Here is a 15,513-nt window from a genome sequence, read left to right as displayed (position 1 = left end):
TATGTCCGCCCGTACGTTGGAGGATATGGATCTGACTGCATTTCTAGGCCCCGCCGCGCTGGGCTTCGGCACGGGCCTCGCCCTCATCGTGGCCATCGGCAGCCAGAACGCTTTTGTCCTCCGGCAGGGCATCCGCGGCGAGCATGTGGCCGCCGTCGTCCTGGTCTGCAGCGTCTCCGATGCGCTGCTCATCGCTGCGGGCATCGCCGGAGTGGGGGCGCTGCTCCAGTCGAGTCCCGTGATCGTAGACGTGGTCCGGTTTGCCGGCGCCGCCTTCCTGGTGGGCTACGGCGTTATGGCGGCGCGCCGGGCGGTTCGTCCTGGAGCACTAACGGCGTCGGGGCGGCAGCCCGCCGTCGGCCTCGGCGCCGCCATCAGCACGGTACTGGCCCTGACGTGGCTCAACCCGCATGTCTACCTGGACACTGTGCTGCTGCTCGGATCGGTGGCCAACCAGCAGGCACAGGATTTGCGTTGGTGGTTCGGGGGCGGAGCCATCGCCGCCAGCATCGCCTGGTTCAGTGCGCTCGGGTTCGGTGCCAGGGTCCTCCGGCCGTTCTTCGCGCGGCCCTCCTCGTGGCGCATCCTGGACGGACTCGTCGCTGCGGTCATGCTCACGCTGGGTGTGCGCCTGGCTGTCGGTGCATGACGTCGTCGTTTCTTGGCGCGAACGGACACTGTGGGCCCGTCACAGCGCAAGAACAGGGCTATATCTGCCCGTTCGCGCAAAGCTTCAGGGAGAACTCAGGACAGGCGCACGCGCAGCAGCTCCGGGACCTCGTCCGCCTCACGCAACCCGGAGGTGCCGCGCATCGTGACACGCACGGCGTGGGCAACCACGGCCCCCAGCCCGCCGTCGTCGGGCGCCGATTCTTGCATCACCGCGTCCCGCACCCTGCGCTGTTCCGTGGAGCCGGTGCCGCGGGCAATGATGTCCTCGATGCCCTGCCGGGCCAGGGAAAGTTCGTCCTGCTCGGCGAGGACCGGAGCCAAATAGTCCACCAAGGATCGCACCACGTCGACGGCCGGCGCCGGCCTGAACGTGCCAAAATCCAGCAACTCACCGTTCAGGCCACTGCTGCTCGCCTGCCATGCCGCCATCCGTAGCAGCACCGTGGGCACCGGCGCCGGCTCCACGCCGTCGCGCCATTCACGGCTGGCCGATTCGACCAAGGCCCGCACCAGCACCGCGATCAGGGCAGCGTCCTCGGCGCGGAGGCAAACGTCGGCCACCCGGACCTCAACCGTGGGGTGGTTCCGGGACAGTCGGGCGTCAAAGTAGATCATGCCTTCATCCAGCAGCACGCCACTGTCCAGCAGACGCGTGACCACCCTCCGATATGCGGAGTACGTGCTGAAAATGGCCGAAGGGCCGGACATAGGCCAGCGGTTCCAGGCCTGGGTTCGGTAGCTCTCGAACCCTGTGGGCATCCCGTTCCAGAACGGCGAATTTGCGCTCACTGCCGTGAGCACTGCCAGCTTGTCCCGGATCCTGTCCAGCACTGCCACGCCCTCGTCCTTGGATTCGATGAACGTGTGGACGTGGAAGCCGCAGGTCAGCTGCTCCTGCGCGGTCAGGCCGAAGCGTTCCAGCATCCGGGCATAGCGGGCGTCCGGAGTGGTGTGGCTCGCAAGGCCAAACGGAGAAGTGGCCAGCGCAGCGACCCTGGCACCGTTCTTGATGGCCGCCTGGTCCGCCAGCAGCCGGCCGGCCCGGATCTGCTGCAGCAGTTCTGCGTACTCGAGGCAGGGACGGGTCTGGGTCTCGATCTGCTCAAGCTTCAGCTCGGCAGTCAGGCCAGTCCAGTCGTCGTGAGCGGTTTTTTCCTTGGCTGCCAGCGCATAGGGACGTTCCGGGGCGTCGTCGGCTGCCATCCGGCGGCCAGCCAACATCGCATCCGCGAGGGCAAGCGGCTCCCCCGTGTCCGGATCAACGATCAGGAGCTCTTCCTCGACGCCGAATGTACGCATTCTTATATTGTGCTGCAACGCCCGCCAGGTTGACCCGGTTACTGCCGATCATGACGAAGCGCGAACCGGCAGATAAAGCGCTCAAATCCGCCTCTGGGGGTCGTTATCTGCCAGTTCGCGCCAGGCGGAGGGCCGCAAGTGTACGTTCGCGTTAGTCCTGGAAGTACTCCACCTTGGCGCCGATGGTGTTGAGCCGTTCCGCCAGGTCTTCGTAGCCGCGCTCGATCACGTAGATATTCCGCAGCTCCGAAACACCCCGCGCCGCGAGCATGGCCAGCAAAAGGCAGGCGGCGGGGCGGAGCGCCGGCGGGCAGCCCACCTCGGCGGCCCGCCACTTCGTGGGGCCGTTGACGTAGATCCGGTGCGGGTCCAGCAGTTGCACCTGGGCGCCGAGCCGGTTGAGTTCGGTGAGGTAGATGGCCCGGTTCTCGTAGACCCAGTCGTGGATCATGGTCTGGCCGTCGGCGTTGGCGGCGATGACCGCGAAAAACGGCAGGTTGTCGATGTTCAGGCCCGGGAACGGCATCGGGTGGATCTTGTCCTCCGGCGCCCGCAGCTCGGACGGCTTGGTGGTCACGTCCACCAGCCGGGTGCGGCCGTTGCGCGCCACGTACTCGCCGGAAATCTCCAGCTGCTGGCCCATCTGCTCCAGCGTGGCCAGTTCGATCTCCATGAACTCGATGGGCACGCGGCGGATGGTCACCTCTGAGTTGGTGACGATCCCGGCGGTGATAAGGCTCATGGCCTCAATGGGGTCCTCGGACGGGAAATACTCAATGTCGACGTCGATGAGCGGCTGCCCGGTGATCTTCAGTGTGGTGGTGCCCACGCCGTCGATCTTCACGCCCAGCATCTCGAGGTAGAAGCAGAGGTCCTGGACCATGTAGTTGGGGCTGGCGTTGCGGATGACGGTGGTGCCACGGCGGTGCGCCGCTGCCATGATCGCGTTCTCGGTGACAGTGTCCCCGCGCTCGGTCAACACAAAGGACCGGTCGTGAGTGTCCGGCGGCGGAGCCTGCACGGCGTAGAAACCGGCAGTGGCTTCCACGGAGAGCCCGAACTGGCGCAACGCCTGCATGTGGGGCTCCACGGTGCGGGTACCTAGATCGCAACCGCCGGCATAAGGCAAGCGGTATTCCGCGGATTCGTCCAGGAGCGGGCCCAGGAGCATGATCACGCTGCGCGTGCGGCGCGCCGCGTCCACATCCATGGCTTCAAGGTCCAGGACGGCGGGGCGGCGGAGCTGGAGGTCGGTGTCGTTGAGCCACGTGCATTCGACGCCGATGCTGGTCAGGACCTCCACGATCCGGTTGACCTCTTCGATCCGGGCGAGCCGGCGCAGGACCGTGGTGCCGCGGTTGATCAGGCTGGCGCACAGCAGCGCCACACCGGCGTTCTTACTGCTGTTGACATCCACCGCACCGGACAAGGTGCGGCCGCCTTCGATCCGCAGGTGCGTCATCTGCGGTTTGCCTACTTTGACGATGCTGCGGTCGAAGATCGTTTCGAGCCGCTGGATCATCTTGAGGCTGAGGTTCTGCTTGCCCTGTTCCATCCGGGCGACGGCGCTTTGGCTGGTTCCCAGCGCGGCGGCGAGCTGGCCTTGGGTCCAGCCCTTCTCGGTCCGGGCATCCTTGAGCGTGGCGGCGATGTGCTCGGCAGTTTCCTGAGTCATAACAAAAAAATATCACAAATGAGCTATTTTATGGGATGCGAATCGGAGTGGCGCCTGAAATCCCAGCAAATACCCGATTCATGAGATAGCAGCTCCTTGATGATCGTCCTTGACCAGCCACTCGCTCGGCGGGAGACTGAAACATCGGGTTCACCCGATAACGGAAGAATGCCCTGCAGGAGGCCTGCCATGTATGGGAATGCGGCTACAGCATCCCGTGCTTTAGCGTGTGCCATCTTGTGCCTGCTCATGGCCCTTTGCGGGCTTATCGTGGCGCCGGCGTCCGTGGCCGCCCCTTCACCGGGCGAGGGCGCCGAGCAAGCACTGGGTAACGATGTCTCGTGGCCTCAGTGCAACAAGGCGCTTCCCGCCGCTTCAGCTTTCGGGATCGTGGGCGTCAACAATGGCCTGGCCAGCACCACTAACCCCTGCCTCGCCGAACTGCTCCGCTGGGCCAAAGCCATCACGGTGAACCCGACCGACCAGCCGTCCGTGGCCCTTTACGTCAACACCGCCAACCCGGGGCACGCTGGCTCCTGGTGGCCCACCAGTAACAACTACCCCGCAGCCCAAGCTGTATCCAACCCCTACGGCACCTGCAAGGACAAGGACGTTGCCCCGGCGTGCGCATACATGTACGGCTACGCCAAGGCCTACGACGACGCCTACATCCGCGGCATCAGCAGCCCCTCGGACTACCTGTGGTGGCTCGATGTTGAAACAGGCAACAGCTGGTCCCTCGACAAGAGTGCCAACCGTGCCGTCCTGGAAGGTATGACCGACTTATTTCACAGCATCGGCGCCGACGTCGGCATCTACTCCTCAGCCTATCAATGGGGACAGATCGTGGGCACCGTCAGCAACTCCAGCAACCTTTATGCCCTGCCCAGCTGGCTGGCAGGCGCCCGCACGGCCTTCGGAGCCACGGCCAACTGCTCGAATGCGCCGCTAACCCCCGGCGGCACAGTCACCCTGACCCAGTTCGTCTCCAGGGGCTTCGACTACGACCACTCGTGCATTTAGCAAGCACAGCGCGGCGTAGCCAGAATCCAGAAGCATGGCCCGCCCGGACTAACGCCAGACGAAGTTCCAGGTCCCCATTACAGCCGCGGAAACCACAGCAGCCGCTGCGATCAGCACGCCGCCCGCCAGCACCCAGGCATCCAGCCGCGAATACGTGGATTCCCGCGCCCACGTCCTATGCCCCGCGCCAAAACCGCGCGCTTCCATGGTGATGGCCAGCCGGGACGCCCGGCGGATGGCCTGGACCAGGAGCCCGAAGCTCTGCCCGAGGGTGGCCCGCAGCCGTTGCAGCGGGCTGCCCTGCGAGCCGACTCCGCGGGCCCGCCGCGCCATGCCGATGGTCTGCCACTCCTCGGCCATAAGTCCCACGAGCCGCATCGCTGCCAGCGTGCCAAGGACAAAACGGTGCGGCAGCCGGGCCTTCTGGGCCAGCGCATCGGCGAGGTCGGTGGGATCTGTGCAGGTCATGAGCAGGATCGCCGGCAGGGCAATCGCGAGCCCGCGCAGCATAAAACCGATTCCCAGCTGCAGGGAACCCTCGCTGATGGACCAGATCCCGACGTCGAGCAGCACAGCGCCGCTGTCCGCCGCGACGATCGCCGTGCTCCAGCCGCCCAGGGCTGCCGCGAGGATGAGCGGCCAGCCGCGCTGCCACAAGAGGCGCAGCGTGAGGCCAGCCAACGGAAAGAGCGCCAGTTCCGCCGCAAGCGCCACCGAGGCAGACACCCAGTCGATGGAGAGCGCCAGCACCAGGGTGATGAGGAAGACGACGGCGAACTTGGCCAGCGGGTTGGCGCGCGTCAGCAGCCCGTGGTTGTTGCGGAGGGTCAGGGCATCCCTCATGCCGCACCTGCTTCCTGGCGGGCGCCGCCGCGCGAGGCCGGGCCCAGCCGCAGTTCGGCCCCGCCCAGGACGGCGCTGAATTCCTGGTCGTGGGTCACGGAAACCACTGAGGTCCCGGCGTCGAGCAGTTCCGAGAGGAACGATGCGAGCTCGGCCCAGGTGTTGGCATCCTGGCCGAACGTCGGCTCGTCGAGCACCAGCACACGAGGGTGGGCCGCGAGGACGGTGGCCACCGACAGGCGCCGCTTTTCGCCACCGGACAGCGTGTACGGATTGGCGTCCACCAGGTGCGTCAGGCGCAGCCGTTCCAGCAGCTCATCAACCCGTTCCTCGCCATGTCCCAGATGCCGCGGACCGAACATCAGCTCGTCCAGCACACGGCCGGTGACAAACTGGTGCTCAGGCTCCTGGAAGACGGTTCCGATGCGGGAAATCAGCTGGTTGGCTTTCCATTTGAAGGGATCGATCCCGGCCCCCTCGGAAAGCTCGACGGCGGCCGACACCTTTCCCGCCACCGGCGCAAGAAGTCCGGCGAGAGTCAGCGCAAACGTTGACTTTCCGGCGCCGTTGGGCCCCGTGACGGTGAGTGCCTGGCCGGAACGGACCAGGGCCGTGATGCCCTGCTGCACCGGTACGGGCGGGATCGTCCGGAAGCCGCGGCGCCGCGGACGCTCGCGGGAGACGGCAAGGTCCTCGGCCGCCAGCAGCAGGTCACCTGAGCCTGCGGACACGCGGCGGCGGGTTGCCGGAACATAGCCCGGCACCCAGACACCCGCGCCGATCAGCATGTCCCGCGCCTCCGCAAGCACCTGGTCCGGCGGCCCGTCCAGCAGGACTGCGGACGTAGCGGGGGAAGCAGCGGAACCCGCTGCCGAGCCCGGCTGCAGCACCACAATCCGGTCCACCAGGTCCTTCCAGACGGACACACGGTGTTCCACCACAACGAGCGTGGCGCCGGTTTTGTCCAGGCAGCGGCCCACGGCGTCCCGGACTTCCAGCACACCGGCGGGATCCAGGTTCGCGGTGGGCTCATCCAGCAGGATCAGCCCGGGCCTCATCGCGAGGATCCCGGCCAGCGCCAGGCGTTGCTTCTGCCCGCCGGACAGGGCCGACGTCGCGTGGTCCAGCGGGAGCCCGCCGGCGTTCAAACCGGCGCCGGCGCCGGCGTTCAAACCGCCGCCCCCGGCACTTCGCAGCCCGACGTCGTCGAGCGCTTCATGGACGCGGCGCCAGATCTCGTCCCGCGGAACGGCGAGGTTCTCGGCGCCGAAGGCGACGTCGTCGCCCAGGCGCGAAAGAACCACCTGCGTTTCCGGATCCTGCTGCATCAGTCCCGAGCGGCCGCGCTGCCCGCGCGGCACCACACCGTCGATCAGCAGCGAACCGGTTTCGTCGGCGTCGTCCCCTTCATCCCCCAGCACTCCTGCGAGCGCATGCAGCAGCGTTGACTTGCCCGCGCCCGATGGGCCCAGCAGCAGCACCCGCTCGCCGGGAGCGATGTCGAGGTCGAGCCCCCGGACGGCGGGGGCGGAACGTCCGGCATGCCGCCAGCCCCAGCCACGGGCGGACACCGCGGCGGGGCGTACTCCGGAAGCGCCGGCGTCGGAAGCGGTCATCAGTTGAAGACGGGCTCCGAAGCTGCCTTCCGGGATGCGAACGAGCTCAGCACGCCGGTCCTGGCCAGGCCGCGGGTGGCGATCCAGGACAGCGCGCCCGCAATCACCGCGCCGGAGATGGTGCAGAACGCGATGTACGCGAGCTTGTCGGCGGGCTCGTAGGCGATGTTCCAGCCCCACGGCAGGAACGAGTCATTGAGGCCGCAGAACAGGCCCGCGCCGGCACCGGCCAGCAGCGCGGCGATGAGGTTGTACTTCTGGTGCAGGAAGGACTTGAACCGGAAGTTGCCGTACACCAGCAGGAAGAACACCAGTTCGGCGCCCAGGCCCTGGAGGAGTCCGGAGATCAGCACGGTGGCGCCGTACTGCGAGCCCATGATGAGTTCGCCGGTGGCGGCCACCGCTTCGCAGAAGAGCGCCGCGCCGGGTTTGCGGATGATGAGCATGCCCAGCACTGCCGGGATCATCCAGCCACCGGCGATCAGGCCGGTCAGCGGGGGGTAAACGGCGTTCATGGGGGCGGAGACGATGCCGGCGCCCTGGGACCAGGCCCAGAAGATCACGCCGCCGGTGATGGCGATGAGCGCCGCCACCACGATGTCCACAACACGCCAGGTATTGCCGGTCTTTTTGATTGCTGCAGTTGTCATTTTGGTCCTCCTGAGGAACAGGAGGGGAAAGTGCCCCGGCGTGCGGCGCTGCCGCCGTTTCCGGACACTTCGAGAACTCGACTCCCTTGCGCCGGTACTAACCGGATCAGGTTCGAGGGTCTGCGGCTGTCCGCACTCTCAGCGCCCACCTGCGGTTCCCTGGCAATGCCAGTGATGTCCGACGGCGGCGCTCCCCTGTCGTAATAAATCTGCCCTGATGGGCGTGCTCCAGTTTACACCGCGGGCGGGGTAGATTGTGGGCCATGACTGCCAACAACCCGACTGTGACTGCGTTCAATCCCGATTCGACAGTGCCCCAGCCGGCGGGGCTGCTTGAGGCCCTGATTGCCCGGGTCGAAGCCGAGATCAACGAGCTGCAGTTTCCGCATTTCAGCAAGGACGACTCCCTCAACCTCGGGCTGCTCCTGGTGGAGCTGGGCAAGAGCCGGAAGCTGCCCATCGCGATCGACATCACCAAGGGTGACCAGGTCCTGTTCCACGTGGCCTTGGACGGCGCCACCCCGGACAACGAGCACTGGGTCCGGGCCAAGCAGCGCACCGCCGCCAGGTATGAGATCCCGTCGCTGCTGGTGGGCCTCCGCGGCAGGCTGCACGGCGGCCGGATCGAGGACCACGGCTGGTTCGACGAGTCCACCTATGCCCCGCACGGCGGCTGCTTCCCGGTCTACGTCACCGGTGTGGGTGCAGTGGCCACGGTAACGGTCTCGGGCCTGCCCCAGCAACAGGACCATGATCTCGTGGTGGAGGCCCTGCGGGAGATTCTGGAGTCCATGCATGCGGGTTAGGCTAAAGACAATCCCGGATCCGCTCAAAAGGAGTTCAACGAATGAACCTGTTCATCAAGCTGCTCGGCACTGCAATCAGCCTCGGCGCCGGATTCGTCGGCACCAAGATGGTCAATACCGTATGGGAAAAGTCCACCGGCCGGAAGCCCCCGACCGGCAGGGATGAAGACACCCCCACGAGCCTTCGCTCGGCGCTGACGTTCGCGCTCATCTCGGCCTCGGTCAGCACTATCATCCAGGTGCTCGCCAACCGCGGCACGCAGCGGGCCATCACCCGCTTCGCCAAGTCCCAGGACATCGTCTGACCGCATCACCATCCCCTGAGTTTCACCGTCCAGCTAATCGGTTCAAACCGGCCGAGATGCCCGCAGTATCTGGAAGGTGAACTCACAAGGGACGCTGGGGGCTGCGCGTGACGCTCAGTCCCGCCGGCCGCCGTCAGACGCTTCATCCCTGGACGACTCATCCCGGGCCGACTGGGCCGCCTTCTGAACCACGGCCTCGAGTTCATCGGAGCTGAGCAGCTCGCGGTGCAGGTGTTTGGTGCGGTACCCGGCGCGGCCCACCATATGGGCGGAAATCGGCACCGTCAGCAGCTGGAAAATCCAGGCCACCAGCACCACCGGCCACACCCACCAGCTGCGCAGCTGCAGGCCGATCGCCGCCAGGAGCAGGAACAGACCCAGCACCTGGGGCTTGGTGGCCGCGTGCATGCGGCTCAGCAGATCCGGGAAGCGGAGCAGGCCCACAGCGGCGGCGAGCGACATAAGGGCACCCACCACCAGGAACACCGCCGAGACGGTGTCGATGACATTGTCAACCACGCTGGCCTCAGGATTCATTGGCTTGCTCCCGCCGGTCGGCCACGAAGCGCGCAACGGTCACCGAACCGATGAAGCCAACCACGGACAGCGCCACCAGCAGCATCAGGTTGTTCAGGTGCCGGTTAACGGCCATGTCGATGCACAGGGCAGCGCCGAGGATTGCGAGCAGGACGTCGGAGGCCAGCACCCGGTCCAGCAGCGACGGGCCGCGGGAGATCCTGATGATGGCTCCTGCCGCCGCCAGCGAAAGAATGACTGCCGTGACAGCCAGGACGGTCTGCATCATGCTGCGGCCTCCTGCCGGATTGCTTCGAGTTCTTCGCGGGTGCCCATGATCCTGATCAGGCCCGCTTCGATGGAGCGGACTTCCTTGCGCAGGCTTTCCACTTCTTCCGGGCTGCTGACGTTGAGCGCGTGGAGGTAGAGGGTGGACGTTGACCGGTCCACTTCCACCACCAGGGAGCCCGGGATCAGCGAGATCACGTGCCCGGTGGCGGTGACCATCAGGTCCTGGTGGCTCCGCAACGGAACAGCGACGACGGCGTTGATGACCCGCGGGCCGCGGACCGCCGCCAGGTACATGACCTCGACGCTGGCTGCCGCCACCCTGCCCAGGAAACGCAGGGCAAATGGCACTGCATAAAGAATGTTGAACCGGCCGCTGAGTTCCACCGGCGGCAGATAGAATATCCGGGCCACGAGCACCGCCAGCAACGCGCCGAAGAGCAGGTTGCCGGGGCTGAAGTCCTGCCACAGGGCGCCCCAGACAAGCACCAGCCATACCAGCAGGGGCAGTTCCTGGCGGAGGGAAATCCGGCGGCGGCTCATTTGCCCCCACCGTTTTTCAGGGCCAGCGGGGGAACGTCCGTGTCCTCGCCCAGCACGGCCTGGATGTAGGCGGACCGGTCCAGCATTTCGTGGGCGGCCTGGTCCGAGACTGTGAACAGCGGGCCCGCGAAAACAGTGAGCGAGACGCCCAGGACCACCAGGCCCAGGGTTGAGCCCACCATGGTGCGGGGCAGCAGCGTGATGTTCTTGCGGCCGGCCCGGCTGCCGGTGTCCGAATCCTCCGGCTCGGCCAGCAGGACGGGGTCCGGGTGCTCGGCGTCCGAGGGCTTGCGCCAGAAGGCGCGGTTCCAGACGCGCGCGACGGCCAGCAGGGTCAGGAGGCTGGTGACCACACCGCCGATCACCAGGGCGTAGGCCAGGGGTGTGCCCAGTTCGATGCCCGCCTGGATGAGCCCCACTTTCCCCAGGAAACCGGAGAACGGCGGGATCCCGGCAAGGTTCATGGCGGGGATAAAGAACAGCAGGGCCAGGATGGGTGACAGCTTGGCGAGGCCCGCCAGCCGGTCCACGGATGAACTGCCGCCACGGCGTTCAATCAGCCCGGTGACCAGGAACAAGCTTGTTTGGATGGTGATGTGGTGGGCCACGTAGAACACGGCGGCACCCAGTCCGGCCACCGAAGACATGGCCAGGCCGAACACCATGTATCCGATGTGGCTGACCAAGGTGAAGGACAGCAGACGCTTGATGTCGCTCTGGGCCAGGGCGCCCAGGATTCCCACCACCATGGTCAGCAGCGCCGCCACCATCAGCGGCGTGTCCAGGCTGTCACCGGGAAACAGCAGGGTTTCGGTACGCACCATCGCATAGACGCCCACCTTGGTCAGCAGGCCCGCGAACACGGCCGTGACCGGCGCAGGGGCGGTGGGATAGGAGTCCGGCAGCCAGAAGGACAACGGAAAAACGGCCGCCTTGATGCCGAAGGCCACCAGGAGCATGACATGGAGCAGGGTGCGGGTTCCTTCGTCCAGGTCCGCGAGCTTGACGGCGAGATCGGCCATGTTCACGGTGCCGGTGGCCCCGTAAACCATGGCGATGGAGATCAGGAACAGCACCGAGGACACCACGGACACCACCACGTAGGTGACGCCGGCGCGGATGCGGGGGCCGGTCCCACCCAGGGTCATCAGGACATAGCTTGCCGTCAGCAGGATTTCGAAGCCGACATAGAGGTTGAAAAGATCCCCGGACAGGAACGCGTTGGACACTCCGGCCACAAGGATGAGGTAGGTGGGGTGGAAGATCGACACCGGGGCGTCCCGGTCGCCGTCGGCCATTCCCTGCCCGGTGGCGTAGACCAACACAGCGAGGCTAATGGCCGACGACACCACGAGCATGAGGGACGAGAACTGGTCCACCACCATCGTGATGCCCCACGGCGGCAGCCAGCCACCGATGTTCACGGCAGCCGTTCCGCCGTCCCACACCGACGCCAGCAGCAGGCACTCCAGCAGGAGCGTCAGGGACAGCACGCCGATGCTCACCGCGCGCTGCGCGCGGGAGTGCCGGATCAGCAGGAAGGCCAGGGCGGCACCGAGGATGGGAAGTACGACGGCGAGCGGGGCAAAGCTTGCCATGTTCACTTCACACCTCCTTCGGGACCAGGGGTTACGTTCTGCGAGCCGGGTTGCTCTTCGGCGGCGGCGTCCCGGGCAGAAATCTCCTTGGCACCGGCGGTGACGGAACCGGCCTCATCCGGGCCGTCCGCCGCCGTGGGGTGATCTGAGACCGTGCTCCCGTCGCCGCCCAGCATGGTTAGGGGAAACTCGGAAGTTTCGGCCGGGATCGGGGTGTCGTCCTCGGCGTCGAAGCGGGGCGTCTCGGCGACGCGGAGGTCCTCGATGTCGTCCTGGATCTCGTCCTGGCGGGCCAGGACCCACGTGCGGTAGATGATGCCGAGCATAAAGGCCGTCACGGCGAAGGAGATCACGATCGACGTGAGGATCAGGGCCTGCGGCAGCGGGTCCGCGTACTCATGCGCGCCGGTGGCCTTGTTGTACAGGGGCGCCAGGCCGGCATAGCCGCCGGTGGCCAGGATCAGCAGGTTGGTGGCGTTGGCCAGCAGCATCAGCCCGAGCAGCACCCGGGTGAGGCTGCGTTCCAGGATCAGGTAGATGCCGCACGCATACAGGGCACCCATCACGGTCAGCAGGGTCAGGTTGACGCTCATCCTTGGCCCCTCGCGGTGGTTTCGGCGGGGACACCCACGGGTTCCTCGGCGTGCACGTCGGCCTGCACCTCGGTAGCGGCAGGAGCGTCGTCCGCTGGCGCGTCCTCGGCAGGCGCAGTTCTTTGCTCTTCAAAGTGTTCGTCGATCTCGGAGCCCAGGCTGCGCAGGACGTCCAGCACCAGGCCGATCACCACGATGTAGACGCCGATGTCGAAGATGGTGGATGTGACGAACTTGATGTCCCCGAACACCGGAAGCCAGAGTTCGATGATGGCGGTCTGGAATACCTGGCCGCCCAGCAGCAGCGGCACCACACCGGACGCCGCCGCAGTGGCGAGCCCGATCCCCAGCAGCGTTCCGGCGCCGACGGGCGTGGCCTCGCGCAGTTCGAACCGGCCGCCGGCCAGGTAGCGGATGGCCAGGGCAAGTCCGGCAGTCAGGCCGCCGGCGAAGCCGCCGCCGGGCAGGTTATGGCCGGCCAGGAGGAGGTAGAGCGAGAAGATGATCAGGGAGTGGAAGATCAGCCGCGTGACCACTTCAAAGATGATGGAACGCCGTTCCGGTGCCAGCGTGCGCCCCGCCACGATCCAGGCGTCCCGGGCGGAGGCGGCGAATTTGCGGCTGATGGCCAGGGCCGCGGCTTCCCGCGACCCGGGATCCACAGCGACCTGGCGGCCGACGCTGCCCTCGGCAATAGTTTCAGAGACCCTGGTCCGGTCGCCGCGGCCGCGGACGAAGATGAGGCTGGCAACACCTGTGGCGGCCAGGGCAAGGACGGATATTTCACCGAAAGTGTCCCAGGCGCGGATGTCCACCAGGGTCACGTTGACGATGTTCAGCCCGCCGCCGCCTTCATAGGCAAGACGCGGGAATTCCAGGGACACTGGGACGGCCACCCGGGCGCCCATGGCGTGGATGGCGGCGAAGACCATGGTGACGCCGAACGCCGCCCCGATGATCACGCGGATCACCCGGTACTTGCCGCCGGTCCGGTCGCGGAGTTCCGCGGGCAGGCTGCGCATGGCCAGGACAAAGGCCACCAGGATGATGGTTTCCACAAGCATCTGCGTGAGGGCCAGGTCCGGCGCGCCCTGGAGCGCGAACATCAGGGCGATCCCGTATCCGGTGACGGACACCATCAGCACAGCGAGGAACCGTTTGTTGGCCTTGACCGCGGCCAGCGCGCCGATCACAATTCCCGCCCCGACCACGGGCTGCAGCGGCGAGTAGGGATCGATGAAGTACAGGTTGTCCGGAAGCGGCTTGCCCGCCAGCACCATGGCGGTCAGCGGCAGCGCAAACGCCATCGTGAGGATCACGGCGAGGTAGAAGTACAGGGAACCACGCTGCGTGCGGCCCGTAATCCAGACCGCAGTGTCGTCCAGGGCGCCGATGGTGAGCTGGTACATGCGGTCGCCGTCGATCCAGCCGGGAACGCGGGACTGCGCGCGGGCCACCAGGTTCCGTCCGAAGTACATCGCCAGGCCCAGGGCAAACGTGAGGGCGGTTAGTCCCAGGGCGGGGGTGAAACCGTGCCACAGCGCAAGGTGGCCGGCCTGCTCGGCCGGTGTGCCGGCGCCGGACGCGGTGGAGGCGAACAGCGCGGCGTAGGGCTGGACCCAGGCGTCCACCGACGCCGGCCAGAGGCCGTAGACGATGCTGAGGACGCTGAGGACGGCCGGGGCCGCCAGGAAGGAAGGCTTGACCGCCTTGAACATTGTCCGCTCAATCCCGGGCTTCACCGCGAACGCTCCCCACAGAAAGCGTGCGCTGTAGGCGAACGTGAGAACGGACCCGAGGACGATGCCCACGAGCACCACCATGCTCCAGGCCTCGCCGCCGGAAGCGTGGTGGACAAAGGCTTCAAGGACTGATTCCTTGGCCACAAATCCGGCGAGCAGCGGGACGCCGGCCATCGAGGCGGCACCGATGCCGGCCACAATTCCGAGCGCCCGGGACTGCCGGAACACGCCGGAAAGCTGGCGCACATCGCGGGTACCGGCCTGGTGGTCGATGATGCCCACCACCAGGAACAGGGTGGCCTTGAACAATCCGTGGGCGAGGAGCATCGCGAGGCCGGCGAGGGCCGCGTCCGGCGTGCCCAGCCCCACAACCATGGTCAGGAAACCCAGCTGGCTGACCGTGCCGTAGGCCAGGATGAGCTTGATGTCGGTCTGCCGGAGCGCCCGGTAGCCGCCAACCAGCATGGTGGCCAGGCCCAGGCCCAGCACAATGGACTGCCAGTAGGCGGTGTCGGAAAATCCCGGGGCCAGCCGCGCCACCAGGTAGATCCCGGCCTTCACCATCGCCGCGGCGTGGAGGTACGCGCTCACCGGGGTGGGGGCCGCCATGGCTCCCGGAAGCCAGAAGTGGAAGGGAACCAGCGCGGACTTGCTGATGGCGCCCGCCAGGATAAGTACGACGGCGGCGGCCACGATTCCTCCGGAAGGTCCGCTGATCAGGGTGGGAGCCTGCGCCAGGATCGCCGAAATCCGGTACGTGCCGGCACTGTGGCCCAGCATAATCAGGCCCACCAGCATGGCCAGCCCGCCCGCTGTGGTGACCATCAAAGCTTGCAGCGCAGAACGGCGGGCCGCCAGCCTGGTGCGGGCGAAGCCGATCAGCAGGTAGGACAGGATGGTGGTGAGTTCCCAGAAAATGAACATCAGAAGAAGATCGTCAGCGATCACCAAGCCGAACATCACTCCCGCGAAGGCGAGGAACTGGGCGCCGAAGCCTCCGAGGTCCTGGTCCTTGAGGCTGAAGTACCGCGCGCAATAGACGAGCACCAAGGCGCCGATGCCCAGGATAAGGAGCGACATCACCCAGGCAAGGGGATCGAGCCGGAAGGCGAATTCAAGATCCAGCCCGGGGATCCACGGGAAGACTTCCGAGACCGCGCCGACGTCCGAGTACACGGCGCCGTGCTGGAACAGCAGCCAGCCAAACGAAACGGCAGGAACAGCGGCCAGCGCATAAAAAGCGTTGCGGCCCCATGCCCTGAAGAGAAACGGCGCCACGGCAGCCACCGCAAAGTGCACGGCAAGGACTGTGATCACTGGTAGCTCCGCAACGTCAGGGATTCG

The 15,513-nt window shown here is 66.5% G+C and carries 15 protein-coding genes and 1 riboswitch; of the genes, 4 read left to right on the top strand and 11 right to left on the bottom strand.

Annotated elements, in window-relative coordinates; all coding sequences use genetic code 11:
• Window positions 1-25 precede the first annotated feature (25 nt).
• The gene (locus ACX80M_RS13105; protein ID WP_252614283.1) at window positions 26-649 is read left to right on the top strand and encodes a LysE/ArgO family amino acid transporter; all 624 of its coding nucleotides are present in this window, start codon (window positions 26-28) and stop codon (window positions 647-649) included.
• 95 nt (window positions 650-744) lie between these two features.
• On the opposite strand, the gene ACX80M_RS13100 is transcribed toward ACX80M_RS13105, so the two are convergent.
• Window positions 745-1,971 carry a glutamate--cysteine ligase 2 gene (locus ACX80M_RS13100; protein WP_252608068.1) on the bottom strand — a complete coding sequence of 409 codons (1,227 nt, stop codon included), beginning with the start codon at window positions 1,969-1,971 and terminating at the stop codon, window positions 745-747.
• Window positions 1,972-2,122: 151 nt separating this feature from the next.
• Window positions 2,123-3,646, bottom strand: coding sequence for a UDP-N-acetylglucosamine 1-carboxyvinyltransferase (locus ACX80M_RS13095; RefSeq protein WP_252599149.1), 1,524 nt, complete (start codon window positions 3,644-3,646; stop codon window positions 2,123-2,125).
• A gap of 285 nt (window positions 3,647-3,931) precedes the next feature.
• Here ACX80M_RS13095 and ACX80M_RS13090 point away from each other — a divergent pair, with 285 nt between their 5' ends.
• Entirely contained in the window at window positions 3,932-4,669 is a 738-nt protein-coding gene (locus ACX80M_RS13090; RefSeq protein WP_308216162.1) for a glycoside hydrolase family 25 domain-containing protein, read from the top strand.
• A 48-nt stretch (window positions 4,670-4,717) separates the two neighbouring features.
• Here the strand turns inward: ACX80M_RS13090 and ACX80M_RS13085 are convergent, their stop codons facing one another.
• The 3 genes from ACX80M_RS13085 to ACX80M_RS13075 are packed head-to-tail and all read right to left on the bottom strand — an operon-like array spanning window position 4,718 to window position 7,778.
• Entirely contained in the window at window positions 4,718-5,512 is a 795-nt protein-coding gene (locus ACX80M_RS13085) for an energy-coupling factor transporter transmembrane component T family protein (protein ID WP_252599150.1), read from the bottom strand.
• Window positions 5,509-7,128: an ABC transporter ATP-binding protein gene (locus ACX80M_RS13080; protein ID WP_252599151.1), complete on the bottom strand. Its 1,620-nt coding sequence runs from the start codon at window positions 7,126-7,128 to the stop codon at window positions 5,509-5,511. The genes ACX80M_RS13085 and ACX80M_RS13080 overlap by 4 nt, the downstream gene beginning before the upstream one ends.
• Entirely contained in the window at window positions 7,128-7,778 is a 651-nt protein-coding gene (locus ACX80M_RS13075; protein WP_252599153.1) for an ECF transporter S component, read from the bottom strand. Before ACX80M_RS13075 ends, ACX80M_RS13080 begins: the two co-directional genes overlap by 1 nt.
• Before the next feature lie 65 nt (window positions 7,779-7,843).
• Window positions 7,844-7,985: riboswitch (TPP riboswitch) on the bottom strand.
• Window positions 7,986-8,041: 56 nt separating this feature from the next.
• Here ACX80M_RS13075 and ACX80M_RS13070 point away from each other — a divergent pair.
• Window positions 8,042-8,584: a heme-degrading domain-containing protein gene (locus tag ACX80M_RS13070; RefSeq protein ID WP_252599154.1), complete on the top strand. Its 543-nt coding sequence runs from the start codon at window positions 8,042-8,044 to the stop codon at window positions 8,582-8,584.
• A 41-nt stretch (window positions 8,585-8,625) separates the two neighbouring features.
• Window positions 8,626-8,889, top strand: coding sequence for a DUF4235 domain-containing protein (locus ACX80M_RS13065; RefSeq protein WP_056341347.1), 264 nt, complete (start codon window positions 8,626-8,628; stop codon window positions 8,887-8,889).
• A gap of 114 nt (window positions 8,890-9,003) precedes the next feature.
• Here the strand turns inward: ACX80M_RS13065 and mnhG are convergent, their stop codons facing one another.
• From mnhG to ACX80M_RS13035, 6 genes are read right to left on the bottom strand one after another with little or no spacing between them, the layout of a single operon-like run.
• On the bottom strand, window positions 9,004-9,426 hold the full coding sequence (mnhG, locus tag ACX80M_RS13060) for a monovalent cation/H(+) antiporter subunit G (RefSeq protein ID WP_252599155.1): 423 nt from the start codon (window positions 9,424-9,426) through the stop codon (window positions 9,004-9,006).
• Window positions 9,416-9,694, bottom strand: coding sequence for a monovalent cation/H+ antiporter complex subunit F (locus ACX80M_RS13055; protein ID WP_056341351.1), 279 nt, complete (start codon window positions 9,692-9,694; stop codon window positions 9,416-9,418). The genes mnhG and ACX80M_RS13055 overlap by 11 nt, the downstream gene beginning before the upstream one ends.
• Window positions 9,691-10,236 (bottom strand): Na+/H+ antiporter subunit E, encoded by a 546-nt coding sequence (locus ACX80M_RS13050; RefSeq protein WP_252599156.1) that lies wholly within the window; start codon window positions 10,234-10,236, stop codon window positions 9,691-9,693. Before ACX80M_RS13050 ends, ACX80M_RS13055 begins: the two co-directional genes overlap by 4 nt.
• Entirely contained in the window at window positions 10,233-11,840 is a 1,608-nt protein-coding gene (locus tag ACX80M_RS13045; protein WP_459309799.1) for a Na+/H+ antiporter subunit D, read from the bottom strand. Before ACX80M_RS13045 ends, ACX80M_RS13050 begins: the two co-directional genes overlap by 4 nt.
• Window positions 11,837-12,427, bottom strand: coding sequence for a Na(+)/H(+) antiporter subunit C (locus ACX80M_RS13040; protein WP_252599160.1), 591 nt, complete (start codon window positions 12,425-12,427; stop codon window positions 11,837-11,839). The genes ACX80M_RS13045 and ACX80M_RS13040 overlap by 4 nt, the downstream gene beginning before the upstream one ends.
• Window positions 12,424-15,486 (bottom strand): Na+/H+ antiporter subunit A, encoded by a 3,063-nt coding sequence (locus tag ACX80M_RS13035; protein ID WP_252599162.1) that lies wholly within the window; start codon window positions 15,484-15,486, stop codon window positions 12,424-12,426. The genes ACX80M_RS13040 and ACX80M_RS13035 overlap by 4 nt, the downstream gene beginning before the upstream one ends.
• Window positions 15,487-15,513: the final 27 nt, after the last annotated feature.

Source organism: Pseudarthrobacter sp. MDT1-22, assembly GCF_054511035.1.
Note: the sequence above shows the minus strand (reverse complement) of the source record. Positions and strands in the feature narration are given on the sequence as shown.